Here is a 24,885-nt window from a genome sequence, read left to right as displayed (position 1 = left end):
TATATTTATTTAAACACGGGCGTACCAGCTGACGAATAAGGCCAGCGGTATTATTTAATGATTTATTTAGTAATCGGGGATGGAAATAATTGATCAAGACAACTCATTGGTTTGCCAATGGCATTTGTGAGCTTTAGAATTTCTCCCGGCGTAACTGCCTTAAGCATTTCAGAGCGCCCTTCACGGATATATTCATCTACAGACATATTCCGCCATCCTGCTTTTGGTCGATTACTGCAACCTTGCCAGTTTGAATCAGCATTATCCCGACGAAGAACATATACATCGATAGAGCGAGTTAACCCTGCACCGAACGCAGCCTGAGCAGTAATTTTCACTTCAGATCCATCCTTGCGTTTAATGACCTGCGATATACGCGTGATTAACTCTTCAGGTGCGGATGCGTTGTTCTGAGTTTCATTTGTCATAAAACACCTCGTGAATATTGTCCGGTTTGTTTACTTATTAAATCACGAGGCATTCGGGTGACGAAGTGATGTTCAGAAAGATACTTTTCTTTGCTGGAGCAGGCTTAACCGTTGGTTGTCTGGATGCTACCATTCATAAGAAATGACGGTTAGCGTATCACTCACCTGTTCTTTGGTGATCTTTGGTTTTACCGGTTCGGGTAAAATTGTAATCGAAATTTGAATAGTTGCCGTTGCCTGTTGCTTTTTATCACCACTATTTCCCTCATCCTGTGCCAGTGCATTCCATGAAACAACGAATAATAAAGCTGAGAGTATCGTTTTCATTTTACACCTATATAAAAGATTGCTGTCCGTAGAACCATTATCTATCGGGCCAATCAGCTGGCGAAATTAAACAGTCGAAAACCTTTAATTAAATATCAGGATAAGGTCAGTAGCTTTTATGGTCAGTCGTCATCATGATACTCAGGGCCACCATAATTATCAAATCGAGACCATTGACCATTAAATGTGAGACGTACTGTCCCTATAGGCCCGTTGCGCTGTTTACCTATGATAATTTCGGCTATACCTTTCATATCGCTATTTTCGTGATAGACCTCATCACGGTAAATAAACATGATCAGGTCAGCATCCTGCTCAATGGAGCCTGACTCTCGCAAATCTGAGTTTACCGGACGTTTATCGGCACGTTGTTCAAGCGAGCGGTTTAGTTGCGATAAAGCGATTACCGGTACATTCAGCTCTTTTGCCAGTGCTTTCAGAGATCGGGAGATTTCAGCAATTTCCAGAGTTCTGTTGTCAGATAACGACGGTACACGCATCAACTGAAGGTAGTCGATCATAATGAGGCTAAGCCCACCGTGTTCGCGGGACAATCGACGCGCCCGGGAGCGAACGTCCATAGGTGTTAGGCCAGAGCTGTCATCAATGTAAATGTTCTTTTTTTCCAGCAGCAGTCCCATTGTGCCGGATAACCGGGCCCAGTCCTCGTCATCGAGCTGTCCGGTTCGGATGCTGGTCTGGTTGACGCGTGATAGCGATGCCAGTGAGCGCATCATGAGCTGTTCCGTAGGCATTTCCAGGCTGAAAATCATGACGGGCTTATCGTTTGTCAGCGATACATTCTCGCAGATGTTCATTGCAAACGTAGTTTTCCCCATTGAGGGTCTGGCAGCGATAATAATCAAATCCGAGGGCTGTAGACCGGCTGTCTTCTTGTTCACGTCCACGTAGCCGGTATCAACTCCAGTGACCCCGTCATGGGGACGCTGGAACAAGGCTTCAATCTTGGTAACGGTTCTGTCCAGAATGCTGCTGATATTTTCCGGCCCACCGCTTTTATTTCCCCTTTGCTCTGCAATCTGGAAAATCCGGCTTTCTGCAAGATCAAGCAATTCGTCACTTGTCCTACCTTCCGGGTTGTAACCGGCCTCGGTTATTTCGTTGGCAACTTTTATCATTTCCCTGATTACGGCACGTTCCCTGACGATCTGCGCGTAGGCAATTATATTTGCCGCACTGGGCGTATTTTTTGACAGTTCTGCCAGATAGGCGAAACCGCCGAGACTATCCAGCTTACCTTCTCCCTCGTTTTCGATGTGCTCAGCGAGGGTTATCAAATCAATCGGGAATTGATTCGCAACGAGCGATCTCATTGCAGAGAAAATTGAGCGATGCGGTCGAGAACTAAAATCCTGCTCACTAACGATTTCTGCCACATCATCCCATCTCTGGTTTTCAAGCATTAACCCGCCCAGCACGGACTGTTCCGCTTCTATCGATTGCGGAGGGGTTTTTAAGCTGTATTCAGCTGTTTGCTTTGTCTCACCTGTTTCGGTAAACGAGATGTCCGCCATAGTCATAAGTGGCCTCAGAGGTTCTGGAATAGCTTTTGTTTTTGTAATTGTCGTGCGCATTCCGATACCAACTCCGGGTAACTGGATGCTATTGCCTTTAGAATTGCTTCAGAGAGCTCATTCGCTTCATCAGAGCGGCCCACCAGCCTCAGCTCGGCTACTGTACCGGGGTCGCAGTTTGTCAGGTTGGCGCGGGCGTAATTGACTTTCAGCCGCGCCAGAAATTCCACCCCGGGCTTGCGCTTCACCGCGTGGACAGAAAGTGTTTTTCGGCAAAATCGACCAGCTGTACGGCGTTCGTGATGCTCCAGAGCTTTTGCTTCCAGCTCCTGCCCGGCGATAACGGTCACATAGAGGCTACTAATCAACGCCGATACATTCATGCAGCAATCCCCCGCTTATTAGCCAGCGCAACGGTATCCAGAAGTACGAAGTCATCAAGCAGGTTCAGTCCTGCGGGCGTCTTCTGATCACGCCATAGCGCATCCAGTACATCGGTGTCTGGCATTCCCGTTGGGATTAGGCTTAGAAGTTCGGATAACGTATCTACCTGTAGCATGTGGCAGATAGAAGCCAGCATTATTCCCTCTGACGCTTTATCCATAAGACCACCGATCAGAATCTGAATTTCCGGGGTCATAACAAAATGCTCATAATTGGATTTATTGAATCGGCACTGAATGAGTTTATAACCCTTGAACTCAGTAATTAACTCCTGAAGGAATACATGCAGCATATCTGGTTTTGTTTTTCTAATAGCCGCTACCTGCATTGCAATTTTTAAAATGCCATCATCAACTCTTTCGTGCGGGCATCCTGCGGAGGAATAAATACTTTTTGCCTTTTCGAGCCAATTTTGCAGCTCGATATAATTAGTCTGAATATTCAACGCGACCCCCATTGCTATCCAAAAAAGTCTATAACCCTGATATTTTAATGCGCTCCTGTCTATCATCGAAAAATTTAAGGCAGCAAAATGCGGCCATTTATATGTGCAAAAATATGAGCCGGTTTATCCGGCCCATCAGAATGAAAAGGAATTTTATGCAGGTCTGTTAAAGACCTGCTGGGAGGTTAGTACACCGGGTGCAGCTGAGTCTCTTCAGTTTCACCATTCTGCTGGTTAGCGCCATCGGTATCGGCATCAGTCGCATCGTCAGCACCGCCGTTGTTTTCAGCACTATCACCGTCGTTGTCACCATTAGCTTCAGCATCTTCTGCCTGTTTTGCTGATTCCAGTTCAGCCAGGGTAGCCATCAGAGTACGGGCCATTTCAGGAGTCAGGCGTAAGACGACTTCTTCCGGCACGGTTTCCGTAATTTCGATCTGATTTTCATGCTCACCTTCCGGCTGCGGCGGGATCTGGTCGCGCAGCTGGCTCAGGGTTGGCAACAGGCTGTCGAAGGTTTTACGGATAACTTTCGGTTTCAGGCCAGTCTTTTTCTTGGAACTCACGAATTTGGCAGTGACGCGGGTTTTCCCAGCTCCTTCTGCCTTTTTCAGGGATTCCATCAGGACTTCATACGGGTCGCGGTCAGTACCCTGACATTCGTTAATAACGTCAACGGCAACGTCACCAGATACCTTATCTTCTTTCACCAGCATCTTGATGCTGAAGTCAGCGTTTGCCAGCACGATACTGCGGCGAACGGTGACCAGAGAGACACCCAGACGCTGAGCAATCGACTCAATGGTGTGACCCCAGCCAATCAGGCGCTTGAAGCCTTCAGCGCGTTCCACCATCTTCAACTGAAGGGAGTTGGCGCTCTCGATCATGTTGTAGACTTCTTCGTCCTTGCCGCCTTCAAATTCCTCGACGGTGATTTTCTGGAAGCTCGCGCCCTCAGCAATCGCCATCATCAGGCCAGCAAAACGGTGGTGGCCATCAATGATTTTCAGGCGGGTTACGCCTTCCACTACTACTGGTTTAACGCGGATGACAGGCACTGACTGAGGACGTTCCAGATAAGCGTGTTTGAACATTACCGCACGGTCATAATTTACGTCGCGGAGGTTCAGTCCCTCTTCCACAAACAACCAGTACGGGCTCACCGCAAAGACGTTGTTACGCCCGATATCGGCTTCTTCGAACTGTTCCGTATTGCCGCTTTTACGCGCTTTGGTTACGAAATCGCTCAGTGCTCGGAGTGATGATGGCGCTTTGTCTAAGCTGCGCATCAGTACCGCAGCGCCTTCCAGATTTTCCAGGGTACGGCTTTGTTCGAAGATAGCTTTAACGTCGGTGTTCATGGTGTTTCTCCGCTTTAGTTATTGTGTCGCGAGGTTCGTTGCTTGCTGTAAATCCAGTTAAACACACACCAAACAGGTGACGAAGCGTATTTGGGGACAAAATGTCTCTTTTTTTTCGGGTACATAAAAAAGCCCTGTAATCCAGTGATTACAAGGCCTTAGCTCGTAATGATGACATCAAGATGGCGACGTTTTTCGATTTTGACCGCATTTTTCATCAAAATTGTCATCACTTCATTTAGTTTTGAACTCTCCCCTTCCTCATATGAACCCCAAGGTAGGAATGGAGTAGGACTATTGATATTGAATGCAACGCCCGTAGGGCATCGCCATGCAGTTGGCTTCTTTGAGTCAGGTTCCCATTTCACCAGGAGTATTGGCGCGTTACAGTCGATGTCATCGATGGCTGGTATAGCCTCATATAAAAACACTCCCGCATCATCCCCACTGAAGAAAGCTAGATGCTTATACGCGCTGGCAAAAGAGACTACGCCCGCGAAAAGGCCCACAACGATGAGGTTAAGGTTCGATGTTTTGTGACGGATACGTTTTTGCTTCAGGCGAACCATTGTCAGGGCTGACAAGAAGATAGCCACCAGCCCCCCGGCTCCTGCGAACCAAACGGAATTGATTTGCAGGAAGGAAATCAAATCACGATGCTCTCTCTGGTTTTCTTCAAGCATCAACGACACAAAAGTTGTTGTTACTGGCATTGATATCAGGAATATCGTGATCATCACTATTGCAAAAGTCTGTATGGAATAGCGGTCTCTATTTTCCTCTATAACAGAATTAAAGGATAACAGATAAACAAATGTAAATAATAAAATGGAAAGAAGGTACATTGGTTATGCCTTTTTTTGGGTTATCGCTGAATTCTTTTATTTAATTCTGTTCTGAAAAATGCATACAAGAACTGCCACCCATCACCATGAGCCGTTCTGAAATCTTTTTCAGGGAGTACCGGAAAACCAAATTTAAAATTATCTTTTCCAGTGTGGCGCTGGCAAAAGTGCGCAAGCTCATGTGCCACTACGCCTTTGATATGATCCAGTTGATTGATTGAATAAAATGCTCCGATGTCCTTACGCTGCTCTATATGTGCGTACTCATGGTAGCGATAGCGCGGTGTATCACTGTCAGGATAAATGGACGATGGTGAAATAGTGATTGAGCTCCTGCCGCCCCATGAATGTTTGGCACTCCAGTTGACCCGAACTTCAGGCGCAGGGCCGGTGAAACCATATGCCTGTCTATAGAGGTGCAGAAGATACCCTGAATACAGAAAAACAACTTTCTCCGCCGTCATAACGCGAGAAACGCCATAGCGAGCAACTGCCCTATCTCTGGCTGTCAGAACGGGGGTTTTTACCCGTGGGGAGAATAATTTTGTTGGGCTGAATAGCCAGACTTCTGAATCGTCATCAGGCATATCCAGTATCACCTGAATTTCTTCAGGCGACCCAACTCGTTGATGCCACCTTTCAAGATTATCGTCCACTTCATTCAGGCTGATTAAATCATCGGCATTCTCGTAGAATAACCAGATCAGCGTTCCTCGTGGGAGTGCTTTCTCAGCTGTAATATGTGAGAGGATAATTTGACGTGGTGTCATCTTATTCGCCACAGTTCCCGGATGCTTCTATCAGTTTTATTTTTGTTGCTTCTGCCGCCTGCATTTTTTGTTTCATCTTCTCAATGCTAGCGGTCACACGGCGGGCGCACCATTGATACGCTGCCTGACGTGATTCGAAAAACTCATAATCCGCGTGCAGGTAAACTGATGTGCCGTAGGAGACGGACATACGGTAACCCTTCGGCGTTTCATTGATGACTTCCCGTTCTTCTACACAGTTTTCAAACTCAGGGACATAATCCACGAATCGACGACGCAGAATGCAAAACAGCACCTTTATTTGGTTTTCATCAGTCATTTGTTATCCTCGTTATTCTTCTTATTTATCATCAACCTTTCTTAATTGTCGATGCTGAATACGGCGGAGCGGATTTCACGCTTGGCCTGCTGACGGGCGCGGTGTTTGCTTACACGAAGAGATCTATCGTATGCATTGTTTTTACGATAGCCACGCGAGCGGCACAGTGAACAAGTGCAGCCTTCTACTGAATAGAAAATCCCAAACGGTTTCATAAGTATCACCTTTAAGCTTGATAATAATGTTTATCATAGCTGGAGTTATTCAGGTGACGAATAGTTAAGGGGCGCGTTTTGCTTGGGTTTTTACACTATCGTTTATTGAGTCGATGAGGTCGGAAATAGAAAGGAGTTTTCTGCCAAAGAATAGTTTTCGTCTGGCTTCTATTTCGTAGCGGAAGGGTTCAATAATTTCATCTTCATGCATGATTACGAAACGATAGCCGTTATTAAGGAGTTTATGCAGCTTGTTTGTTTTTTTTCTTATGGGACTTAGCTTAAACATTGTTATCAACTTCTCATCATGATCACCTGAATTGTTATAACACAGTTATTTCCGACACGCTGCTGCTTTTGCTGAAGAACTCGGATTGCTTTGGGCTGGGCCAGCAGGTTGTATGCCGGGCGAACCCGGCATCGTTATCACAGGGCTTTTTCTTTTCTCTTTCGTTCTATCCCACGAAACATCGCGCATTTCCGCACAATATCCAGTGTCGGGATGCTACCACTCCCCTGCTCTTTCACGCTCATTCGCAACGTGAGCCGTAGCAACATCTTGATGTCACGTGGTGGAAGTTCTGGGTAAGTGTTTACAAGTGATCTGACCAGTTCATCAGGAATGTTCACGCCAAAGTTCTCACCCATAATCTTCCAGATCTTTTGGGCATCTGATTTCTCCGGCACATCATAGTGAATGATTGCAGCGCATCTTGGTATGATAGCCTCATCGATGTCACTACCCCGGTTGCTTGTCATGAACATCAACCCATCGAAATACTCCAGTGTACGGAGGAACTCCGCAACGATGGCATTTTGAGTCAGTGATGCTCCACGCTGCATGACAAACACATCGGCTTCGTCCAGAAGCAGGACACAGTTCCAGCGTTTAGCCCGGGTCAGAATCGTCCGCAGATTTTTCTCAATGTCATCGGCGTTGGTTCCCAGTGCGCCAGCATGAATTGAGTACAGGGGCCGTTCAATGACCTCTGCATACACTTCAGCAGTTAATGTCTTCCCAAGTCCGGGTGAGCCCACGCACATGATGATGTTACCCGCGCTTTTCCCTTCAACAATATCGCTGGTGAAAGCGCTGATATCCGTGGTCAGTATATCGAGTAAATCACGGTGGTCTTCCGGCAAAACCATCTTTTTTGGCAGTTCTTTATCATACTTGTATGGTTCTACGTTATTGGCATGTATCCAGATAAAGTCTTGCAGCGAGAGATCAAAATAACGCTGCACAGGAATTTCGGGTAAAAGGCCAAACTGGTCATCTTCAAAAAGAGGCGACTCCACTTCTGCACCGTAGGCATCGCACTCACTATCAGGCAAATCGTGTATCAGTTTATGCCCTGCTATTTCCAGATTCCGGTCGCTGTAGCTATACGATTCCATTCTGACAGCCCTGCCGGTTGCTTTAAACTGATTGCCAAATTGCCCGTCGACCACTTCCTTAAACCGCGTTAGTTGTTCCAGGTACTCTTGTTTCAGCTCATGCGTTTCATGGTAGATATCACGGTCGGCCAGTGTCTTAGCGACACTGCGCCGCGCCACCTCATTAGGCTCGAAATTCAGGGCGGTAAGCTGGGTTCCGTAAACCTTTTTGGAGTGCGAATATTCGCCGAACCCATACCAGCTGATTTGTAACAATAGTGATGGGGGACGGTCAGAGTTTTTTTCTGATTTTACTTCTTTTATTGCTGTAACAAGACCGGGGTACAGGTTGCCGTCATGACCGCGTCGGTATATCCAGCCATCAATTCGATTTGACTTCAGATACTGTAGTAACACACGACCGAATGCCGGAAAACTGCTCACAGGCTTATCGAAATCACCTTCCAGTGCAGTGATGATCGATTCAAGAGCTCGTCGATTTTTTGACTCTCCATCACCACGACATGCCTGTAAAAGTTCATTCAGATCATCCCGAGATAAACATAGCGGATCGACGGCAATCTCATCGTCAGAACTACGGTGGCTATAACGATTACGTAAAGCCTCAAATGTTGGGCTTGTGGTAGCTTTTAGTGTTTCTGTTTTTATCGTGAGTGCCATAGCCGTCCTCGTCAGTAATTTACTTTGATATGCCTTAAGTTCACATGGAAGGGGCAACTTCGAACGCATTAGGAACTCTGATCCGCGAGCCTATTTCCAGTTTAATGGTTGCCTTTACGTATTCACCCTCCTTCAGATAGGTGATGTCTTGGTTATGAAATGTTGACTTTTCATGTGTAGCCCACCATTCCATAGAGCTTGGGATTTTTAACGTTAGCCCAAGATGTTCAGTGAGATAGCATACTCCCATGTTTGAGTAGGTCTTAACGGGGTTCGGGTAGAATTGAAAGTTACCCTCTACGAGACAATCAGTACGAGGATCGATGAACGAAAGGAAAACGCTAAAAGTACCCTGACGTTTTAGCTCGGCGTAAGCCTCAAGAATCGTGAAACGCTTTAATGCGTCATTTGAAAACAGGGTTACAATTTTTTCCGAAAGCATAGCCACCTCATGAGCTGTTTTTTTCCTATTATCAACCGGTGTCTCCTCCTGACGAATAGGTTTGCGGCCAAAAAAAAACTGCACCAGGAGGTGCAGTTTCGATAATCAAGCAATGGCGAATTGTTATTTTTCGCTACTCAGTTTATCCGTAATAAATGCTTCAATTTCTGCCATGAGCTCGGTACTCATTCGGTTAAATTCAAAGCGAACTTTACGGCCCGATGCATTTTTGCTGATACGGGCGTATTTGTCCTTATTAGCAAAATTAGCCAGATCACGGGTTTCCCAACTTTTTGCAGGTGGCTTTTGATCGAGTAATTCAACCGCCTTTGTGATCTGCGCCATGACAATTTTCTGCGCTTCCGGGATGTCACTGATGTCCAGATTAGCAATTTCTTCTTTCACCCTATCAACTACATCTGCAAGAATGAAAAGGTTGCTCTCTACGTATTTCTGAAGTTTGGACAACCGGCTGTAGAAGGAGTTTGGTATACCTTCATAATCCGGGAACAGAGCTATCAACGAACCGTCAATACGCGCCGCCTGAATACGTTTAAAGACTGACACATGGCTTATGCCAAGAAAGAGGGCAAGCTCTTCATTTTTGGTGAATCCTTTTTCCTGCATTAGTTCCAGATACTGAAGCCCAACCTCTCGGTATGAGAATCGGCGTGATGTTTGTGCAGCGGTAATAATCGCCTTGATGTCCTCAGCTGATAGATCATCTGGTAGCACCCATAAAGGCAGATCTTTTTGAGCCGCAATACAGCAAAAACGTCTGCGGCTACCTTCAATAAGCAGGTACACGCCATCACGTTTAACGGCAACACCTTCAGTATCAACACCCCTTGACTCAATTTGTTGCAGGATATCTCGTACTGCGTTTGTGGTAAGCGCTTCCTGATTTCGCGGGTTCATTGGGTGAACGGCGGTCTCAGTAGCGACATTTTCAGCTGCTACAGTGACGTGCTCAGCTTCAAGTTTTCGCCCGTTATGAAGGGTAAAGAGTTTCTTAATGCGAGGGGGACTCTTAAGGTTAGCTAACCCGGAACGGTGGCCTACATCGGTTCGCTTTGGCGTATTTAGATAACGCGATTTATCGTTTCCGATATGCTGTTCATCACTCATGCGTTAACTCCTTCCTTCGCTGAAAAACTCTTTATCTCATTAATAAACTGTTGATATACGGACATTACGGATTCTTCGGCAATATCCAGCTGCTTTGGTGAACATAACTCTTCAGATTTCTTAATATCGAGAACCGACCTACCCCGTGACGCAGCTGCTTTGAATGCTTCAGAGTTTTTGATATTGGTTGCCATAAACAGGTCTTGAACGGTTCGAATTAACTTATCGAGGACTATTTTTTCGTATGGGCTTTTATCATCGACGTTAACGGCCAGTACTTTAAACCATTTAATATTTTCACCTTTATTGGGAGACTGACGGAATCGCTCACTGATCGTCAGCATAAAATCAGTTGTGGATGCATAGTCGTATTCTCGCGGAGAAACTGCGACAAGAATACCGTCAGCGGCCTCATCAGCGGCCCAGATAATTGGCGAGTCTTCTGGAGGGGTATCGAAGATAATAAGGTCATACTTAGCTTTCAGGACTGGCATTATCACTTCTTTGAATCGTAGCAACAACTGAGTGCGCTCTTCTTTACTGCACTGCCAGTATTTATCTTTGAATCTCGCATCGGTTGGGAACGCAGTAATTACATCAAGATTTGGCAGATGGGTTGAGAACGGCATATTCTCAATGATTTCAGCCTCAGAGTAACCCATGTCGAGGTATTTTTTATATTCAGAACCTTCTTCATACACGCCCAGGATTGCGTCGATTGCAGTCAGGAATACGTCGTCTTCAGATACGCTTTGAATCATACCGCTACCAATAGAGCCTTGCGGATCCCATTCAATTACTAAAACTCTGGCATTCAACTGGAGATCAAGTGCTGCTGCTACAGCCAGAGCCACTGAGGTCGTGCTTTTTCCTGTCCCACCTTTATGATTCTGAACAATGATTGTTCGGCTCTGGTAGTAATCTCTATAGCGCGGATAACCCAGGGCATCCATAATATTCTGGACATCCCAGCGGGTATAAAGGTGGTTTTTGTTCTGATAAATAGGTTGACCCACCAGCCTTTTTTCTTCGAGATCAGCGAGAATTTTATTGAAGGTAACTCGAGATTTTCCAAAGAAGTCGGAGAGATTTTTTTTATTCAGGCAGTGGTTATAGATAAGGCGATCTACCCCCTCCACACTGTCATCTGATACAGATACCCGGGAAGAAGCCAGTAACGATTCTTTCAATGAAATTTGTTCGGACTTCATGCGTTGCCCGACAAGGGCAATTTTATCTATTAGATTCATTCTCGTCATACCCTCAAACCTGAATTATGAATTTAAACGCATATGCGTATACTTTACGTATAATGCGTAAAATGACGCTCTATGCGTATAATTGTAACGGCAATCAGATTGAGACGCTAACATTCTATTTTGTTTTTTCTTCATTTTGCGATCTCGAAATGCAGTTCAATGACACATCATCTTTCTCTTCTGGCGATTAAGGGGGTTAAGTAATCCACGGGGCGGGCAGAACCCGGAGAGACTGACTGGCGATTAAGGGGGTTAAGTAACCCACGGGTCGGGCAGAACCCGGAGATGCTGGCTGGCGATTAAGGGGGTTAAGTGACCCACGGTACGGGCAGAAACCGGAGAGGCTGGCTGGCGATTAAGGGGGTTAAGTGACCCACTGTACGGGCAGAAACCGGAGAGGCTGGCTGGCGATTAAGGGGGTTAAGTGACCCACGGTACGGGCAGAACCCGGAGAGGCTGACTGGCGATTAAGGGTGTTAAGTAATCCACGGGTCGGGCAGAACCCGGAGATGCTGGCTGGCGATTAAGGGGGTTAAGTGACTTAGCGCTGGAGGATACGCCCTGCAACTATTGGTAAATGAATGACAAGGTTTCCCGTAAGACCCATCAAATAAAAAAGCCTCTGAAGTAGAGGCTCTTGGGTATTCGATATAGTTAGGCTAATTCGTCCGGGTCGTTGATGGCACTAACGAAGAACTCCGTGCGGTAATCATTCCCCCATCCCAACCAGACAGAAGGTGAACCCTCCTTTGCCAACGAACGGTCACCCGTCATGCTGTCCGCTTGGACAGGAACTGTCACGCATTCTTTAATAGTATCGGCCTCGGCAACCAGTCCAGTACTCTGGGTTTCAAATCCGGCAATTACGACAACAGCATCAGGGTCGTGTAGCTGAAGCTGGGCGATAAGCTCTTTAACTTTCATAGTGATCCTCTGCGCTAGAATTATCCAATTCTACCACGCTTGATGGTCAGGCGTATAAGTGCTTACTGTACAGCTCGAAAACTTCATCATGTTCCAAATCGTCCAGGATAACGATATCAGGGCCATGTTCTTTTTTGATTTGTGCGATGTATGAAGCGTATTGAGCCTGGCTTTTGTAGCCCACTGTCCAAAGTCTACCTTCGCGTAAGACGCAGATTTTCTTGCGGTAAACCTTCTTGAAACTTGATTTAGTTTTCCGGTTACGCTCCTCGTCACTGACAAGCTGGTCGATTACTTCAATCAGGTTTGAGTCTATGAGAAATGGCTTGCCATTGTGTTCGCCAAGGCAGATTGGCAGAAGACCCTTCGCATATGATTCGGCCTGGCGGAACAGCTCTTTTTTTCCTGGTTCGAACAGTACGCGAGTTTCGCCACCATGCCCATCATTATCAGCTGTACCTATGCTCAGCCCGTCGAAGAGGACAGTAGCGTTAAAGCAGACTGTTTCCTGGCTCATGCCAGTATAGATTTTGAGGCCTTTCAATTTGATTCTTGTCTGAGTGTTCATTGTGTGTTCCCCGCTTTCTAATTGTGATTCTATTTTCAATCACCTTGAGCAGGTGACGAAGTGATACGGAGAAATAATTGTTGGGTCGCCTGATAGCCGGGCTGGTGGCAGCCGCAACCCTTAGTCAGTACTTCGGGATCGTAGTTCCGAAAAGCCACAACAGTCTCCACAGCGTTTTGGGGGTGTTAACCCCCATACGCTTTGAGACTTTGCCCTAGCGGGCCGCGAATTCGCCTAATCGCCCCGTGAGGGCTCTATTCGAATTTACATGCCGTGCCTGCTTCGCTTGAGAGCGAAGCTTTTGGACGGCGATTGCCCGCGTGGCGGGCAGACATTTTTACGTGCGCATTGCGCACGATTTTCTTCGGTTACATTACAGGGCTGGCTGGGGATTGGCTTATTGCAATATTCTACAACGAAGCTGGGAACGGCTGGCTGGAACGCGAAGATTTAAATCATACTCTATATCGACTGATATCAACGACGGTATCAGCGGGGTCTGTTGCCAGCTTACAGGTCACTTGACCTTCCTGATCCAGCATCAGTGTCGCGGTTAACGGTTCATTTTGAGCATCGATTACAGTGACATTCACGCGTAACCGTGTTGGAAGCATCATCAGAATTCGCGTAGGGCTCTCTGATAATGACACGTTTCTGGCTTGCAGAACCGCTAAAACACTCTTCATTAACTCTGCTTGGTCGATCATATAGTCACATGCCACTGGATGTATTGGGATGAAATCGTGCCTACCGCAGGGCTACACGAAAGATATAAATCAGTATGACATGCGGGCCGGACTCAAACCATCAATTACTGGAACCAGTCCGAAGATAGCGCTCTGGTTTTTATGCTGTTGAATTTACATAGTTGTTATTTAGTGAATTATTCGTACCTTATCATTCACTGATATCACTTAAATTCAAAGTGAACAGGAGAGGATTGGATTAAAAGTCCATAAAATGTGAATTAAAAGTGCGCTAGGAAATGCGATAAACTGATTGATTTGTTTTGATATGGTTTTTATGTGAATTATCGGTGAGTTACTTGTGTGCTACTTATCTCCATGCTGCTATGCCTTTCCAATAAATAGATTGGATAGGGCAGGGAGATGGAAGAGGGGAGAGGGCTTACTCCGCAGGTGATTTCACTTTAAATTCAAGCCATCTTGCCCCGAGCCTGTTTTTATCCAGATTGTAGAACAACGGTTTTATACAGACCCCTTCATACTCAGGGAACTCTATACCGCTGGCGAAGTGAATCTGTAGTGTATCAGGATCAATACCCATCATGTTTGTGTCAAACAGCCTGTGGAATGTTGGTGATAGCAAAATGCCGTTACTGGCGTTATAGCAGCCTGCTACGGATGTTGGTTCAATATGTGCTGCCTCCAGCACACCGTTGAGGTGTTTGCCCGATACCGCGCACAGGCTTCCGAAATTCTTATCCACCAACTCACGGAACTGAGACTGGACATGCACATCGCGAACGCTAACCTCTCGGCGGAAGCTCGGGGAGCGCATACGGATATCTGCATGGGGGAGGTGACCGCGTGGTAATGGCAATACAGCCGGTTGCTCATCCATTACTGGATTCTGCTCCTCGCAGTAGGTGTCCACGGACTCAATCAAACGGGATGTGTCATTACCAAATCGGCGAGTGAACCAGAGCCTGAAGTGAGCCAACCGTGATGCCGGAATTTTGTTACGTGCGTACTCCTGAGCATTCTCCTTTTCGATTTCAGTATTTAGTAAAGCCAGACGGGCCTGAGAAGCACGAATTTCTTCCTGGACTCTGAGATATCCTGCCAGTAGACAAACTTTGGATTCCTGATGTTCAGGCCGTCGCGGATAACCAGATCCTGTTTCAACCACGCCAAAGGCTTTGTACCGGAACATTCGGGGAAAAAGCGTTAATGCCACCCGGTTGTTACGACGAACGAGGGAACGAATCAGATTGGTTATCTTCCTCATGTTCTGAATAGTGCGGGGAGAAAAGAACGCGGCGTATTACCTCTGCTCTATCTATTCCCGACATTATCCCTCTGCGAATGACACCACGGAGGTGAGCATTATGTCTTGCCCCGCTTACTAGGCCGAACTCACGGGACAAACTGACATACTCTTTCAGGAGGTGATGCTTAGGGTCGGTAAACGCCTCTGGAGGAATCACCTGATATGCAACTGACGAAAGTATACGGAAAGTCAGTTCAGATGCTGTCCAGCCCTCACGCCGAAGCCGAATAATTGTTATAACGAGATCATCGATACCAGGCATATCCGGTTCGATATATAGGGACATCAGAGTGTCGTTCATTCCGGGAGGAAGGCTAGCAGAGTGTGACGGGTTGCTCATAGGGTAAGGTACTGATCGGACGTAGAAGAAGCGCTTATGTTACGGAATTCGCTCTGGTGGGTTTTAGCTCCAGTGGCGAACGCTGGAACTACGGGTAAAAAAATCCCCGGTTTACCGGGGAAGTTAACAACTACCTCCAGAAGGGTTGGAGGCAAAGCCGGTTGGGCGACCGGCCACAGGGAATGCTACGGCTTAATGCCGAGTACTACACCGCCATAGACCAGGTACATCACGATGGCGAACAGCATGAAGAAATGGGTTACCGGGTGCGCCAGCGCGGCTGCTGCCGCATTGCTTGCGCTGAGCTTCAGTGAGCCAAAAGAGTGATTACGAACAGCTTGTGCTTTCATGGGTCGCTCCTGATAACGGGTTACATGTTGTGGCTTCTGTATCCAGTATCTGGTGAGTGACTCAGGTGACGAAGAAAACCAGGGCATAAAAAGCCCTGTATTTTCAGAAAGATAATATCGGTTTCGTTTTGTGTTGTGCTTGCTATTCCGGGCATAAAAAAACCGCCTGGTGAACCAGACGGCTTTGGGATAAACAGGCTTTACACAGACAGGTCAGTGGATCATTTAAGTCACTTAACCCCCTTAATCGCCAGTGTATTGCCACCAGCAGTACGTGGTCTAACGCTTAAATATCGTAGCGACCTTCTTTGATTTGCTGGAGCTGTTCAGCCAGCACCTTCGCCAGTGGTTCGGCTTCTTCTTCATCATCAAGATTGTCGATGAGCGTCAGATTCGACTCACCCGCACGGCGGGCATAAACCCCATACGCTCGCTGGCCGGAGATATCGGTGACCGAAGTCTGAGAGTGATCGCAGATGATATTGCCGTGACGGTCTACCGGCCCGAAGCTGATGGCTTCATAATCCGCATCGTGGCCCAATGGTAAATCGCGCAAAACAAACAGGCGTAATGGGAGAACGTCGTACTCAGCACCACATTTTGCTGCCACATCCAGATCGTTAATTTCACGGAGAAAATCTTTCGCTACCACCGAGTCAGAATGCATCCGGTAAATGGTCGATGCGGCCCAGATTGCACCAGCATAAAATTGTGATTCTTCTTTTGTCATTTAGCACCTGCTCTTATTGTCATGGGTATGCCGGTCGAACGGTATCCCCGTGCAGACCGTCAGTAAACGGTTATTTCCTTTGCGCAGCAGTCGCATTGGTATTCGTTGATACCACCAGTTGCGACCCAGTTTATTGCGCCGCAGCGGCAACTCAACAGCTGGCGCATACCAGGAGCAAGTGCCCGCTCTGAAAACGACTCAACCGGGACTTCGCCCGGGTAGTAGTAACCTTTTATCAGCTTGCTGCGTGAATGCCCGTCAGTGTCGGTGTAATGCAGATACACCTTCCGGGTATAAATCATACCCGAGTCAGTGCCGAACTGCGTTTTCAGAAGCATACATATCCTCCAGACGCTGAATACATTGTTGTGCGGCCTTATCAAGTAGTTCAGCCGTGGGTTCATCATAGATGCCACGTACCAGCAGACCAAATATTTCCGGGTCTACAGACAAATCGTACATGCATACGCGAACGCCAAGCGCTGTACGTAGCGCATAGACATGGCGGTTAGGCTTTCCGCCGATACCGGTGACTGACGCGACATTTTCAAAATTACCAGGGTTAACCAGGTTAATCACGGGGCACGATATACACTCAGGGATCCGCTTCAGAGCCACAGCATCCAGATACAGGCTGTGGCCCACTTTCAGGTTTTTTGGCAACGCTTGCAACGGCATGGCTTCGAGGGCCAGATTTTCTTCAAGATGCAGGTTATCCGGCAAAGTGGTAATACGGGTGTTTGACAGCATCATACTGCCAGCTACTTTCAGCGTATCCGGCAGATAGGCGATATCAGTACACATGATGTCCAGAACGCGGCCCACCGTCAGATTTTCCGGCAGATACTTAAGACGTGAAGAATTCGCCATGAGCGTACCGGTAATGGTCAGGTTGTCAGGGAGAGATTCCAGCTCAGAGTAGCTGATAAACAGATTGCGGGCCACCAGCCCGGCAGGGATGCTATGAATGCCCGACAGAATGGTCAGGGTGTTCGTCACGGTCAGATTCGCGGGAATATAGTCGCAGGGAATTGCCGGATCTTCTGGCTCAAGCGTAAACCCGACACGAAGATCGCCTTCAACGATGATTCGTCCGTCCTGAAGGGTAAAGGCCACACCATTCGCTGCCAGTTTATCAATGAAGTCTGTCATATCGGTTTCCTTTTAATGGCCCGACGAGCCGGGCCGGAGGTTCAGAGTTTGCTGACAAAGTTCTGCTGCGTGAACAGGTACATATCGTCCTGCTCATTGAACATGCACAGATTTTCGAGGATGCGCTTTTCAATCCAGACGACCGGCTTTTCACGCATATCCTTCGCGAGCGAAAAGGTGTTTCGCAGCCGGGTAATGCGGTGCTGATCATTGATTGCCTGGTGAATTGCGGCCTTTGACGCTGCCGCCTGCTTTTTTACGTTGTTGCGGGCACACCATAATTCGCCACTAGCGGCTGATGCCCGCGCTGCTGGCTGACGTGAGGAGTCCAGTTGGTCATAACGTAAGAGATTCGGCATGATGCCCCCTGTCATAGTTTTGTCGTTATTGACCTATTATCTGGCAGGTGGGGCTGGTGACGAAGGGCGCTGAGGTTGTCTGATGGTTAAAAGATTGCCGTTAGTGTTCCATATGGTATAATTGAATTACCAAATGGGAGGGCTAGTTATGACGATGAAAGTTTTTTCTCCAGACGTTACCAAAACGAATCAGCACTGCTTATGGCAGGTTGCTGGGCTGGATAATGACGGTATCGCGCTGATGGATAAAATCAATCACGGTCTCGATGGCACAGTAGCTAAGCACATTTCTGAATGGGCTAACATCACGCCGTCTGAGCTGCGCAAAATGTCGGGTATACCTAATACGACGTTTAATCGTAGCATCAAAGACCGTTTCACTGCCGATCAGAGCGAACGTCTGGTGCGCATTATCCGCGTAATTGAACGCGCTGTAGAGCTGTTTGAAGGTGACAAAGAAGCGGCGCACAAATGGCTGAACGAAGCGAACCGTGGTCTGAGCTGGAAATCACCGGCAGAGCTTGTTTCTTCTGAGACAGGTGCGCTTGAAGTGATGCGCCTGATTACGCGTATTGAGCACGGGGTATACTCGTGATCCTTTACCGACTGACCAAGACCCGTTATCTGATGACTGCGTGGTCTGGTCTGGGTGCGAAAGAAACGGGGGGCCGCTGGAACAGCGTAGGCACTGCAATGGTCTACCTGTCTGAAACGGCCAGCCTTACCATGCTTGAAACGCTGGTACACATTCACGCGCCGCAGTTACTGGACGACTTTACACTGCTGAGTCTTGATGTACCGGATGATCAGATCCAGACCTTCGACATGAGCCGTCTCCCTGATAACTGGGCGAGTGAGGATGCTCCTGCTGAGCTGGCGCTCTACGGTGATAACTGGGCTGAAAGCGGTTCTTCTATCGCGCTGCGTATTCCAAGTGCGTTGTCTCCGGTTGAATTTAACTACTTGCTGAATCCGGCACACCCTGAACTCTTTGACCTGATGGCTACGGTTAAGAAAATTCCGTTCCGGTTTGATTCCCGCCTGAAATAACACACAGGCAACTCCCCGGCATTGACGAACTGAGGTGTCTCTGATGATTCAGAAAGCGAAAGTCGCTAAAGCGTTTATCTCTGTAATTGCCTTGTTCGCCTTTGTCTACTGGGGACTTGATCCCGATTCAATTTGTCAGGCAGTTGGTGACGCATCTCAAACCTGCGGTTACTCCGGCAAGAATGGCGATGCGAGTCTGGTTGGTTCCGTGTTTGCTCTGATGCTGACGGTGTTGGCGGGTGCGATGCTTTGGGCGTGGGTCAGGAAAGGCTAATCAGAACTCTTGCAACTCCCTCCGTGATGCCGGGTGACGCTCCTCACTGAGCGCCACCAGTCAGTCATTACAAACGGGTTGATGATTCAATCGCGGGCGGAAGGCTACTATTCAGCGCGTCGAACCCGCCAAATGCCCGGCCCTCTTTTGTCAGCACCAGATGCATCGGCGTTTCGTTGATATTACGGGCGATGTAATCGTTGATGAATGCCCGCGCCTGATCGGCATTTTTAACCTCTGCTGTTTCCGGCATGGAGTTATGGGAACGATTAAAGACGACAGAGACATAATTCCCTTCAATTCTTACCGGGCGAGTCGATACGGTGAGTTTCATGGTCATTTTCCTGTAGTGAGTGTTGTGTGTATTGGTGTTCTGCCACTATCTACTGCAACGTTGCGGCCACAGGGCGAAGAATTGCTATCGCCTTTGATAACGCCTGCCGCTCACCACCATCAAGGATTCTGACTGCTTCTACGCAAGCCGCTTCTGCTGTATCAGCACGTTCTACCAACGTCCTGACGGTATTTTCATATGATCCGCAATCAGGCTCCTGATTGCTGTCTTCGCTCAGCGTGTTCCATGACTCAGTGAGGTTAACTGCAACAGCGACCAATTGGTCAGTGCTGATATCACCTTTTACGCAACGGCAGGCCACTTCAGCGCCCAGACGTTCAGCAATGTCGTAGTACCAGACTCCCGGTTCTTCAGATGCCTGATACGCAGGTTCGCAGGCTTTACAGATCTGCTCTGCGGCATCCAACATCCAGTGAGCACATTCAATTTCGCCACCAGCCAGCGTTTCACAGATCATTGTCTGTACGCTGTCACAGTTGAAGGTGAGGGGGATAGGATTAGCCACTGATAATGCGGTCAGACGGGAGACTTCATGCTGGAAGCCCTGAAACATGAACATGGCGCAGATAGCTGGATTTAACATGGTAGACCCCTGTAGTTATGTGTGTTGTTCGTTTTGTTTACATAACCAGTTAACCACGCTCCCCGCAGGTGACGAAGGCTTTCGGGGCAGAAAATTCACAAAAAAAACCGACCATTAAGGCCGGTTATGATCTGGAGTATATGGGGCTGAAAACCGCGTTATGCCTTCACTTTCGCCATAAACAGCTGCATGGTTTCTTCAGCAAGCGGAGTGCCAACCTGCTCAAGAACATACTCCGCGACATGCGGGGTGAGAATGAAGTCGATAAACTCCGGCAAGGACATGCTGTTCAGGCTCGGTAGCTGTCTGGACAGTGCATTCTGGTAATTTTCCACTTCACCCAGTTTGCGCTCGGGCCAGCCCACCAGCTCAGGGTGCTTTTCCTTAAGTGCGAGGCCGCGCTCCGGGAAACTGTTACTGATGGGGTGTCTGGCGAGGGTGGGGATCAGGAGATTCGCCAGAAAATCCACTTTCTCGTAATCAAGACAGACAGAATTCATATAGGTTTACCTCTTGCCACTGGCTATGATGTTCGCTTGCTATCTGGAAAACTCTACCAAAGCGGCTGGCGATATCTCATTGAAAACGCCAGCAGAATGCGGTCATTTCCAGCAGGAGTTACCCCATCTGATAACTGTCATAAGATGCCCCGCAGGCTTCCACCAGCGCATCCAGATCACCGGTAAACTCTCTGGCCCGCTTCATCAATGCACGGTGTAATTCCGCTGGTGGAATGTCATCGCTACTCTTCGCCGGGTATTCAACACTGAACGCGATGGTAAACGCATGGCTATACCACGGCCCGGCATTCTGGTTTTCAAAGCGGGCCATCAGCTGGCTTTCGGTTGTATCGGTAGCAAATGTATCGAGGTGGACGACATCGACCGGCACGTTGAGTGCCCCGGCAGTGGTTGATGCCAGCTGCCGGGCTTCGTCTCCTCGCTCTGGTGGTGCGCAGTAGAGACATTTCCCGTTCAGTACCACCAGCGTCTGACCGTAGGTCGTACTGACGATACTCACGGTGTTAGCCGGTTGCGGGTGTGTGGTTGCAGTGTGCTGCATGGTGTTCTCCATTAGGTCACTCACATGGCAACCAGCTTACCCGGCACAATTCAGCTGACGAAATCAGGACGGACTGGTGTATATCGTTCGCAAAATAAAGATATTTTTTATCATCAGCACCGGTAGTTACGGGGCAAATTGCAGGTATCCGGTACAATGGTGATATGAAGGGCATTACATGCAGAATCGTGTGGCCCGGCAGACGGATACCGAATATCAGCAGAAGGAACCAGGACAATGCAGGAACTCGACTTTGACCATATCCAGATAAACCTGAACCCGCGAGCGTGTGCTGTCACACCTATCCCGGAAGACCTGAAAAGGGAGCTGGCTTATCTGGGCGCTATCGCAGAGAGAAAGAAATTCGCGGCAAGCCTGATTGTTAATCTCTACAACCCGGACGTTTGCGGGGCGAATATGTACAAACTCACGGCCTATTGCCGTAACGAGTCATGCGATACCCTTCGCGATGGCATGATGACCCTGATACAGCTTTGTGCATACATGGAGTCACATGAGATCTATGGCGAGACGTTTGTCAAAAAGCTGATTAAACAATGGGAGTTTCGTAAGTAGTCTGCTGCTTCAAAATACCTTTCTGACAGGGCGCTATGTGCGCCCTTTTATTTTAAAAAAACGGGAAGGTCTTGCCCGGGTATTACCTGCTATTTTCAACTACCAAACCACAACGGCAGAAGAAAATTGACCAGTCGAAGCAATTCGACCAGGAGTTCGACATACAGGAAATGGAAGTCTTTCATAACAGTCTCTTCATATAATTGGCTCGACAAAATCGTTGCATCACGACGATCGCAGGTGTGAGGTTTGTTTTCTTCGTGGGGGTTGTCAGCTATCACGACATTGAGGCAGGCAAGCGCAGGTGTCACAGTTTCGGGTATATTTTATGCTGGTGGGGTGACCACCAGCTGCGGGTATAGTTACTTAATGGTTTTCAGGAGGGTGAACTTGGTTTTGCACCGGGTGCATTGCGCTTTCAGAGACCCGGAGCGCACCTGTTTCAGTTTCCCGGCGCACTGGGTACAGGCTACGTCCTTCACACGTTGTGCCATTCGCTCATCCACAGCGAGTGTTTTGGTCGGGTTATGCTTACGCTTGGGAGCCTTCAAAAGCCCCAGCGCCCGCAACGTGGCTTTGTACTCCCGGGTGATCCATTGACCGTCGCGCTCATAGTGCAGGCCATCCCCCATCATATCGCCAAGCTGTATCAGCCGCTGATGCAGCACTTTTTCTTCTTCAGGACTCATATACCGTGCTCTCTTTAAATTATTGAGACGGAACCGAGCCGATTGATACCTCATATGAGGCCACCAGCGTCTTTACTGGCGTTTCAACGAAGCTGACGCTCTGCTGAGTAGAGTCGAATGAGAATCGCGTCCAGCGCCCCACAGAGCGCGATCCTGAAGCTTTCGCTATGACCGTCCCGTTCGCGCATCTCCAGAAGGGCATCCAGCTCGTTATCGTCAATCGGCAGTGGCCCGGAACAGAAGGTTTTCACCATGTCAGAGGTGTCAGGGTTTATACCTGCAATGCGCAGGATATCGGGAACCTCAGACCGGTAGATCACCGGTCGGCCTGATGGCGGTGTCCACGTTATCGGCTCTATCTTCAGTTGCGGTAAGCCAGCACCGGCGAGGGCGTTATTCAGATCGTCTATAAGCACGACATCCGCTCCTGAAGGAGGATGTACGCCGAGGGCCGCAGGGATTTCGACAGAGATATTGTGCATGGCGTTTACCTCAGTGAAGGACGTGATTAACCAGCGACGGGGGGATATCGAGTGACCCGACACTCCAGCCATTGGCAGTTGTCGCAATAAGATCTGGCCGGAACCCACCCCAACCCGTCACACGGCCCGAATCGTTGACCACCACCACCAGCGGCGCACCGGTATTTTGTGTCAGGCGAACGAGATCTGCGTTGTCCACCAGCGGGATCTCATTCACGTCCACCCCAGCCAGAGAAAAGCGGGTAAGCGTCATGCGACATTTCGGACAATCAGGGGCAGTAAACACAGTAATTTTCATTGGGATAGCCTGGTGTATACGGGATATATTCATTATCCCAGCTTTCCGCTTCTGACGAAGCGTTGCGCGGGTAATCAGAGCGTAAGCAGGTAAGATATTGTTGGGGCCATCCTGCAACATCAGTTGCGCCAGTTGCCTGGCTATTCGTCGCTCTCTCCATTAGAGAAAATAAACCAAATAAGCAGAACGCCTCCGACCCACATTCCAACAAAGAGGCAAATACCGATCAGGTCATAGACGTATTGTGGGATTTCATTCATAACGCATCCTCATTAATAATTTGTATTCAGCCTTAAACCGGTCATTTCATTAACCGAATCCGGTCTATCAAAGCGCTACCCTGCGTTGCATTCAGCCCCTCGTGCCGGTGAGTCAGGAACAGGGCAGGGCAGTCAGTTGGAAAGAGTCGAGCGGTATCGTCCACGAAGGTGTAATGCTGTAGGCCGAACCGTTTAACGACCGCCATGCATTCGTGATAACGCACGTGGTTATTCACCAGCCCATCCAGATCGGGATTGAGTCCAGCAATCCGATCGCGTATACCCGCAGGGAAATGACTCAGCACCATCTCCCGGGGTACGCCGGTACGCCAGTTTGTGGAAAGGATAATTCCCGTCTGCGGGCATTGCGTCAGCACGTGATCCAGCACAGGCATAAACTCCAGTGACCCGTTTTCCGCCCGGTGGAGTACACCGTCGATGTCCAGGAAAATCCAGTGACGACGGGCATCTATTTCCAGCCAGAACTCGCCCGCAGAGCGCCGGGTCGACATACAATCTATATCGTCCTGACAGGTAAACCTGACTAACCACTTCTGTAATAATCGGAACATAGAGGCCTCTCGCGGTAGTTGACTATATGCAGAACCGGCAACCATCAAAATCATACGGATTCTGTTGCCATGAAATACGGCCACACCCGGGGCAATTCCAGCGAGTCAGCCCCTTTGACTGTCGGCGATTTTGGCGTTTCAGCCAGGCAGGCATCAGCAGACCGGCCCCCTGCGTCATTTTACGGCGGTCTATCCGCTCAACACTGAAGGTAGGGCGCTTTGCAGCGTCAGGGATGTGATGGGGTAACCAGACGACATCAGGTCTATCTGCCTGTGGTGAGTCAAAAACTCTGGCAAGGGAAAAATCCGTGGTAGTACCCGCATCAGCCAGCCAGAACAGATCGTTTCCGTCCCATTGGCCATTAACGAAGCCGACATATTTGGTGGCGCTTTCGGAGAGAATGGTTTTTCCCGGTACAAACTGATGATCAACATGAAACACGAGATGGCGGTCGACTGCATCGGCATCAACCGGCAGGTCAAACTCCCGTCCCGTATTCCATGCGCGTTGTGCTTCCTCGCGGGTGTAAACCCGGGCATTACGCTGATCGGTGCTGTAACCTCTGCCGTGATGGCTATGAAAAGCGGTATTGCTACCAACGGTGTCACGCAAGCTGACCAGATAAAAACGGTCTTTCATGAAACACTCCAGAGGATGATGGCAGGAAAATA

The 24,885-nt window shown here is 48.4% G+C and carries 37 protein-coding genes; 4 read left to right on the top strand and 33 right to left on the bottom strand.

All coding sequences use genetic code 11. The features are described 5' to 3' along the window. Positions 1 to 62: 62 nt before the first annotated feature. From HV302_RS27505 to HV302_RS27395, 24 genes are all read right to left on the bottom strand, one after another. Entirely contained in the window at positions 63 to 428 is a 366-nt protein-coding gene (locus HV302_RS27505; protein ID WP_008786579.1) for a hypothetical protein, read from the bottom strand. 126 nt (positions 429 to 554) lie between these two features. Continuing rightward, complete coding sequence (locus HV302_RS27500) at positions 555 to 755, bottom strand: hypothetical protein (protein WP_007372322.1); 201 nt, start codon at positions 753 to 755, stop codon at positions 555 to 557. A 122-nt stretch (positions 756 to 877) separates the two neighbouring features. Beyond that, entirely contained in the window at positions 878 to 2,290 is a 1,413-nt protein-coding gene (gene dnaB / locus HV302_RS27495) for a replicative DNA helicase (protein WP_007372321.1), read from the bottom strand. A 14-nt stretch (positions 2,291 to 2,304) separates the two neighbouring features. Next, positions 2,305 to 2,673, bottom strand: a complete 369-nt coding sequence (locus HV302_RS27490) for a hypothetical protein (RefSeq protein ID WP_007372320.1) — start codon at positions 2,671 to 2,673, stop codon at positions 2,305 to 2,307. Next, complete coding sequence (locus HV302_RS27485; protein WP_223307977.1) at positions 2,670 to 3,179, bottom strand: hypothetical protein; 510 nt, start codon at positions 3,177 to 3,179, stop codon at positions 2,670 to 2,672. The genes HV302_RS27490 and HV302_RS27485 overlap by 4 nt, the downstream gene beginning before the upstream one ends. A 185-nt stretch (positions 3,180 to 3,364) precedes the next feature. Then, positions 3,365 to 4,540 (bottom strand): ParB/RepB/Spo0J family partition protein, encoded by a 1,176-nt coding sequence (locus HV302_RS27480; protein ID WP_007372318.1) that lies wholly within the window; start codon positions 4,538 to 4,540, stop codon positions 3,365 to 3,367. A 158-nt stretch (positions 4,541 to 4,698) separates the two neighbouring features. After that, positions 4,699 to 5,385: a hypothetical protein gene (locus HV302_RS27475; protein ID WP_016241554.1), complete on the bottom strand. Its 687-nt coding sequence runs from the start codon at positions 5,383 to 5,385 to the stop codon at positions 4,699 to 4,701. A 20-nt stretch (positions 5,386 to 5,405) separates the two neighbouring features. Next, positions 5,406 to 6,155: a hypothetical protein gene (locus HV302_RS27470; RefSeq protein ID WP_045269635.1), complete on the bottom strand. Its 750-nt coding sequence runs from the start codon at positions 6,153 to 6,155 to the stop codon at positions 5,406 to 5,408. Between the two features lies 1 nt (position 6,156). Further along, positions 6,157 to 6,474, bottom strand: coding sequence for a hypothetical protein (locus HV302_RS27465; RefSeq protein ID WP_007372316.1), 318 nt, complete (start codon positions 6,472 to 6,474; stop codon positions 6,157 to 6,159). 41 nt (positions 6,475 to 6,515) lie between these two features. Continuing rightward, positions 6,516 to 6,689, bottom strand: coding sequence for a hypothetical protein (locus tag HV302_RS27460; protein WP_009653096.1), 174 nt, complete (start codon positions 6,687 to 6,689; stop codon positions 6,516 to 6,518). Between the two features lie 64 nt (positions 6,690 to 6,753). Next, positions 6,754 to 6,900 (bottom strand): hypothetical protein, encoded by a 147-nt coding sequence (locus HV302_RS28095; protein WP_234430162.1) that lies wholly within the window; start codon positions 6,898 to 6,900, stop codon positions 6,754 to 6,756. A gap of 215 nt (positions 6,901 to 7,115) precedes the next feature. Next, positions 7,116 to 8,747 (bottom strand): AAA family ATPase, encoded by a 1,632-nt coding sequence (locus HV302_RS27455; RefSeq protein WP_224771500.1) that lies wholly within the window; start codon positions 8,745 to 8,747, stop codon positions 7,116 to 7,118. A gap of 40 nt (positions 8,748 to 8,787) precedes the next feature. After that, a complete protein-coding gene (locus HV302_RS27450) occupies positions 8,788 to 9,273 on the bottom strand; it encodes a hypothetical protein (RefSeq protein WP_172745723.1) in 486 nt (161 codons plus the stop codon). A gap of 39 nt (positions 9,274 to 9,312) precedes the next feature. Then, a complete protein-coding gene (locus tag HV302_RS27445; RefSeq protein WP_007372313.1) occupies positions 9,313 to 10,317 on the bottom strand; it encodes a ParB family protein in 1,005 nt (334 codons plus the stop codon). After that, positions 10,314 to 11,567, bottom strand: coding sequence for a ParA family protein (locus HV302_RS27440; protein ID WP_007372312.1), 1,254 nt, complete (start codon positions 11,565 to 11,567; stop codon positions 10,314 to 10,316). Before HV302_RS27440 ends, HV302_RS27445 begins: the two co-directional genes overlap by 4 nt. A 663-nt stretch (positions 11,568 to 12,230) precedes the next feature. Then, positions 12,231 to 12,500 carry a hypothetical protein gene (locus HV302_RS27435; protein WP_008786584.1) on the bottom strand — a complete coding sequence of 90 codons (270 nt, stop codon included), beginning with the start codon at positions 12,498 to 12,500 and terminating at the stop codon, positions 12,231 to 12,233. Positions 12,501 to 12,546: 46 nt separating this feature from the next. Beyond that, positions 12,547 to 13,068: a hypothetical protein gene (locus HV302_RS27430; protein ID WP_181627504.1), complete on the bottom strand. Its 522-nt coding sequence runs from the start codon at positions 13,066 to 13,068 to the stop codon at positions 12,547 to 12,549. A gap of 455 nt (positions 13,069 to 13,523) precedes the next feature. After that, complete coding sequence (locus HV302_RS27425) at positions 13,524 to 13,775, bottom strand: hypothetical protein (RefSeq protein ID WP_024196080.1); 252 nt, start codon at positions 13,773 to 13,775, stop codon at positions 13,524 to 13,526. A gap of 421 nt (positions 13,776 to 14,196) precedes the next feature. After that, positions 14,197 to 15,039 carry an HNH endonuclease signature motif containing protein gene (locus HV302_RS27420; RefSeq protein ID WP_007372307.1) on the bottom strand — a complete coding sequence of 281 codons (843 nt, stop codon included), beginning with the start codon at positions 15,037 to 15,039 and terminating at the stop codon, positions 14,197 to 14,199. Between the two features lie 567 nt (positions 15,040 to 15,606). Continuing rightward, on the bottom strand, positions 15,607 to 15,771 hold the full coding sequence (locus tag HV302_RS27415; RefSeq protein WP_007372306.1) for a hypothetical protein: 165 nt from the start codon (positions 15,769 to 15,771) through the stop codon (positions 15,607 to 15,609). A 286-nt stretch (positions 15,772 to 16,057) separates the two neighbouring features. Beyond that, on the bottom strand, positions 16,058 to 16,501 hold the full coding sequence (locus HV302_RS27410) for a hypothetical protein (RefSeq protein ID WP_007372305.1): 444 nt from the start codon (positions 16,499 to 16,501) through the stop codon (positions 16,058 to 16,060). 59 nt (positions 16,502 to 16,560) lie between these two features. Further along, the gene (locus HV302_RS27405; RefSeq protein ID WP_007372304.1) at positions 16,561 to 16,839 is read right to left on the bottom strand and encodes a hypothetical protein; all 279 of its coding nucleotides are present in this window, start codon (positions 16,837 to 16,839) and stop codon (positions 16,561 to 16,563) included. Next, positions 16,811 to 17,653: a hypothetical protein gene (locus tag HV302_RS27400; protein WP_007372303.1), complete on the bottom strand. Its 843-nt coding sequence runs from the start codon at positions 17,651 to 17,653 to the stop codon at positions 16,811 to 16,813. Before HV302_RS27400 ends, HV302_RS27405 begins: the two co-directional genes overlap by 29 nt. 41 nt (positions 17,654 to 17,694) lie before the next feature. Further along, positions 17,695 to 18,012 carry a hypothetical protein gene (locus HV302_RS27395; protein WP_016241555.1) on the bottom strand — a complete coding sequence of 106 codons (318 nt, stop codon included), beginning with the start codon at positions 18,010 to 18,012 and terminating at the stop codon, positions 17,695 to 17,697. A gap of 154 nt (positions 18,013 to 18,166) precedes the next feature. Here HV302_RS27395 and parS point away from each other — a divergent pair, with 154 nt between their 5' ends. Genes parS through HV302_RS27380 form a run of 3 tightly spaced genes read left to right on the top strand, consistent with a single transcriptional unit; the run spans position 18,167 to position 19,336 of the window. Further along, the gene (gene parS, locus HV302_RS27390) at positions 18,167 to 18,607 is read left to right on the top strand and encodes a type II RES/Xre toxin-antitoxin system antitoxin (RefSeq protein ID WP_007372301.1); all 441 of its coding nucleotides are present in this window, start codon (positions 18,167 to 18,169) and stop codon (positions 18,605 to 18,607) included. Beyond that, positions 18,604 to 19,062: an RES family NAD+ phosphorylase gene (locus HV302_RS27385; RefSeq protein WP_008786589.1), complete on the top strand. Its 459-nt coding sequence runs from the start codon at positions 18,604 to 18,606 to the stop codon at positions 19,060 to 19,062. The genes parS and HV302_RS27385 overlap by 4 nt, the downstream gene beginning before the upstream one ends. Positions 19,063 to 19,105: 43 nt before the next feature. Further along, positions 19,106 to 19,336 (top strand): hypothetical protein, encoded by a 231-nt coding sequence (locus HV302_RS27380; RefSeq protein ID WP_007372299.1) that lies wholly within the window; start codon positions 19,106 to 19,108, stop codon positions 19,334 to 19,336. Between the two features lie 67 nt (positions 19,337 to 19,403). On the opposite strand, the gene HV302_RS27375 is transcribed toward HV302_RS27380, so the two are convergent. From HV302_RS27375 to HV302_RS27360, 4 genes are all read right to left on the bottom strand, one after another. Continuing rightward, a complete protein-coding gene (locus HV302_RS27375) occupies positions 19,404 to 19,670 on the bottom strand; it encodes a hypothetical protein (RefSeq protein ID WP_007372298.1) in 267 nt (88 codons plus the stop codon). A gap of 49 nt (positions 19,671 to 19,719) precedes the next feature. Next, positions 19,720 to 20,274: a hypothetical protein gene (locus HV302_RS27370; RefSeq protein WP_007372297.1), complete on the bottom strand. Its 555-nt coding sequence runs from the start codon at positions 20,272 to 20,274 to the stop codon at positions 19,720 to 19,722. Positions 20,275 to 20,432: 158 nt separating this feature from the next. Next, a complete protein-coding gene (locus HV302_RS27365; protein WP_007372296.1) occupies positions 20,433 to 20,774 on the bottom strand; it encodes a hypothetical protein in 342 nt (113 codons plus the stop codon). A 118-nt stretch (positions 20,775 to 20,892) separates the two neighbouring features. Next, on the bottom strand, positions 20,893 to 21,336 hold the full coding sequence (locus tag HV302_RS27360) for a hypothetical protein (RefSeq protein WP_007372295.1): 444 nt from the start codon (positions 21,334 to 21,336) through the stop codon (positions 20,893 to 20,895). A gap of 237 nt (positions 21,337 to 21,573) precedes the next feature. Here HV302_RS27360 and HV302_RS27355 point away from each other — a divergent pair, with 237 nt between their 5' ends. After that, the gene (locus HV302_RS27355) at positions 21,574 to 21,912 is read left to right on the top strand and encodes a hypothetical protein (protein ID WP_007372294.1); all 339 of its coding nucleotides are present in this window, start codon (positions 21,574 to 21,576) and stop codon (positions 21,910 to 21,912) included. A gap of 362 nt (positions 21,913 to 22,274) precedes the next feature. On the opposite strand, the gene HV302_RS27345 is transcribed toward HV302_RS27355, so the two are convergent. From HV302_RS27345 to HV302_RS27325, 5 genes are all read right to left on the bottom strand, one after another. Next, positions 22,275 to 22,601, bottom strand: coding sequence for a hypothetical protein (locus HV302_RS27345; RefSeq protein WP_007372293.1), 327 nt, complete (start codon positions 22,599 to 22,601; stop codon positions 22,275 to 22,277). A gap of 83 nt (positions 22,602 to 22,684) precedes the next feature. After that, a complete protein-coding gene (locus HV302_RS27340; RefSeq protein ID WP_007372292.1) occupies positions 22,685 to 23,083 on the bottom strand; it encodes a hypothetical protein in 399 nt (132 codons plus the stop codon). A 10-nt stretch (positions 23,084 to 23,093) separates the two neighbouring features. Beyond that, positions 23,094 to 23,381 (bottom strand): glutaredoxin family protein, encoded by a 288-nt coding sequence (locus HV302_RS27335; protein ID WP_016241556.1) that lies wholly within the window; start codon positions 23,379 to 23,381, stop codon positions 23,094 to 23,096. Positions 23,382 to 23,682: 301 nt separating this feature from the next. After that, positions 23,683 to 24,213: an HAD domain-containing protein gene (locus HV302_RS27330; protein ID WP_016241557.1), complete on the bottom strand. Its 531-nt coding sequence runs from the start codon at positions 24,211 to 24,213 to the stop codon at positions 23,683 to 23,685. Positions 24,214 to 24,235: 22 nt separating this feature from the next. Then, entirely contained in the window at positions 24,236 to 24,853 is a 618-nt protein-coding gene (locus HV302_RS27325) for a hypothetical protein (protein WP_007372289.1), read from the bottom strand. Positions 24,854 to 24,885: the final 32 nt, after the last annotated feature.

It is taken from the genome of Citrobacter sp. RHBSTW-00859 (assembly GCF_013729795.1).
GTDB classification, from domain to species: domain Bacteria; phylum Pseudomonadota; class Gammaproteobacteria; order Enterobacterales; family Enterobacteriaceae; genus Citrobacter; species Citrobacter braakii.
This window is presented reverse-complemented; position numbering and strand designations above follow the sequence as displayed.

Excerpts from the sequence above, each read along its gene's own strand:
- HV302_RS27410 (WP_007372305.1), bottom strand. The coding sequence starts at position 16,501 with ATGACAAAAGAAGAATCACAATTTTATGCTGGTGCAATCTGGGCCGCA.
- HV302_RS27340 (WP_007372292.1), bottom strand. The coding sequence starts at position 23,083 with ATGCACAATATCTCTGTCGAAATCCCTGCGGCCCTCGGCGTACATCCT.
- HV302_RS27375 (WP_007372298.1), bottom strand. The coding sequence starts at position 19,670 with ATGAAACTCACCGTATCGACTCGCCCGGTAAGAATTGAAGGGAATTAT.
- HV302_RS27370 (WP_007372297.1), bottom strand. The coding sequence starts at position 20,274 with ATGTTAAATCCAGCTATCTGCGCCATGTTCATGTTTCAGGGCTTCCAG.
- HV302_RS27360 (WP_007372295.1), bottom strand. The coding sequence starts at position 21,336 with ATGCAGCACACTGCAACCACACACCCGCAACCGGCTAACACCGTGAGT.
- HV302_RS27430 (WP_181627504.1), bottom strand. The coding sequence starts at position 13,068 with ATGAACACTCAGACAAGAATCAAATTGAAAGGCCTCAAAATCTATACT.
- HV302_RS27455 (WP_224771500.1), bottom strand. The coding sequence starts at position 8,747 with ATGGCACTCACGATAAAAACAGAAACACTAAAAGCTACCACAAGCCCA.
- HV302_RS27355 (WP_007372294.1), top strand. The coding sequence starts at position 21,574 with ATGCAGGAACTCGACTTTGACCATATCCAGATAAACCTGAACCCGCGA.
- HV302_RS28095 (WP_234430162.1), bottom strand. The coding sequence starts at position 6,900 with ATGCATGAAGATGAAATTATTGAACCCTTCCGCTACGAAATAGAAGCC.
- HV302_RS27395 (WP_016241555.1), bottom strand. The coding sequence starts at position 18,012 with ATGCCGAATCTCTTACGTTATGACCAACTGGACTCCTCACGTCAGCCA.
- HV302_RS27500 (WP_007372322.1), bottom strand. The coding sequence starts at position 755 with ATGAAAACGATACTCTCAGCTTTATTATTCGTTGTTTCATGGAATGCA.
- HV302_RS27335 (WP_016241556.1), bottom strand. The coding sequence starts at position 23,381 with ATGAAAATTACTGTGTTTACTGCCCCTGATTGTCCGAAATGTCGCATG.
- HV302_RS27405 (WP_007372304.1), bottom strand. The coding sequence starts at position 16,839 with ATGCTTCTGAAAACGCAGTTCGGCACTGACTCGGGTATGATTTATACC.
- parS (WP_007372301.1), top strand. The coding sequence starts at position 18,167 with ATGAAAGTTTTTTCTCCAGACGTTACCAAAACGAATCAGCACTGCTTA.
- HV302_RS27505 (WP_008786579.1), bottom strand. The coding sequence starts at position 428 with ATGACAAATGAAACTCAGAACAACGCATCCGCACCTGAAGAGTTAATC.
- HV302_RS27480 (WP_007372318.1), bottom strand. The coding sequence starts at position 4,540 with ATGAACACCGACGTTAAAGCTATCTTCGAACAAAGCCGTACCCTGGAA.
- HV302_RS27330 (WP_016241557.1), bottom strand. The coding sequence starts at position 24,213 with ATGTTCCGATTATTACAGAAGTGGTTAGTCAGGTTTACCTGTCAGGAC.
- HV302_RS27420 (WP_007372307.1), bottom strand. The coding sequence starts at position 15,039 with ATGAGGAAGATAACCAATCTGATTCGTTCCCTCGTTCGTCGTAACAAC.
- HV302_RS27460 (WP_009653096.1), bottom strand. The coding sequence starts at position 6,689 with ATGAAACCGTTTGGGATTTTCTATTCAGTAGAAGGCTGCACTTGTTCA.
- HV302_RS27435 (WP_008786584.1), bottom strand. The coding sequence starts at position 12,500 with ATGAAAGTTAAAGAGCTTATCGCCCAGCTTCAGCTACACGACCCTGAT.
- HV302_RS27440 (WP_007372312.1), bottom strand. The coding sequence starts at position 11,567 with ATGAATCTAATAGATAAAATTGCCCTTGTCGGGCAACGCATGAAGTCC.
- HV302_RS27415 (WP_007372306.1), bottom strand. The coding sequence starts at position 15,771 with ATGAAAGCACAAGCTGTTCGTAATCACTCTTTTGGCTCACTGAAGCTC.
- HV302_RS27425 (WP_024196080.1), bottom strand. The coding sequence starts at position 13,775 with ATGATCGACCAAGCAGAGTTAATGAAGAGTGTTTTAGCGGTTCTGCAA.
- HV302_RS27490 (WP_007372320.1), bottom strand. The coding sequence starts at position 2,673 with ATGAATGTATCGGCGTTGATTAGTAGCCTCTATGTGACCGTTATCGCC.
- HV302_RS27380 (WP_007372299.1), top strand. The coding sequence starts at position 19,106 with ATGATTCAGAAAGCGAAAGTCGCTAAAGCGTTTATCTCTGTAATTGCC.
- HV302_RS27470 (WP_045269635.1), bottom strand. The coding sequence starts at position 6,155 with ATGACACCACGTCAAATTATCCTCTCACATATTACAGCTGAGAAAGCA.
- HV302_RS27365 (WP_007372296.1), bottom strand. The coding sequence starts at position 20,774 with ATGAATTCTGTCTGTCTTGATTACGAGAAAGTGGATTTTCTGGCGAAT.
- dnaB (WP_007372321.1), bottom strand. The coding sequence starts at position 2,290 with ATGGCGGACATCTCGTTTACCGAAACAGGTGAGACAAAGCAAACAGCT.
- HV302_RS27465 (WP_007372316.1), bottom strand. The coding sequence starts at position 6,474 with ATGACTGATGAAAACCAAATAAAGGTGCTGTTTTGCATTCTGCGTCGT.
- HV302_RS27400 (WP_007372303.1), bottom strand. The coding sequence starts at position 17,653 with ATGACAGACTTCATTGATAAACTGGCAGCGAATGGTGTGGCCTTTACC.
- HV302_RS27445 (WP_007372313.1), bottom strand. The coding sequence starts at position 10,317 with ATGAGTGATGAACAGCATATCGGAAACGATAAATCGCGTTATCTAAAT.
- HV302_RS27325 (WP_007372289.1), bottom strand. The coding sequence starts at position 24,853 with ATGAAAGACCGTTTTTATCTGGTCAGCTTGCGTGACACCGTTGGTAGC.
- HV302_RS27345 (WP_007372293.1), bottom strand. The coding sequence starts at position 22,601 with ATGAGTCCTGAAGAAGAAAAAGTGCTGCATCAGCGGCTGATACAGCTT.
- HV302_RS27475 (WP_016241554.1), bottom strand. The coding sequence starts at position 5,385 with ATGTACCTTCTTTCCATTTTATTATTTACATTTGTTTATCTGTTATCC.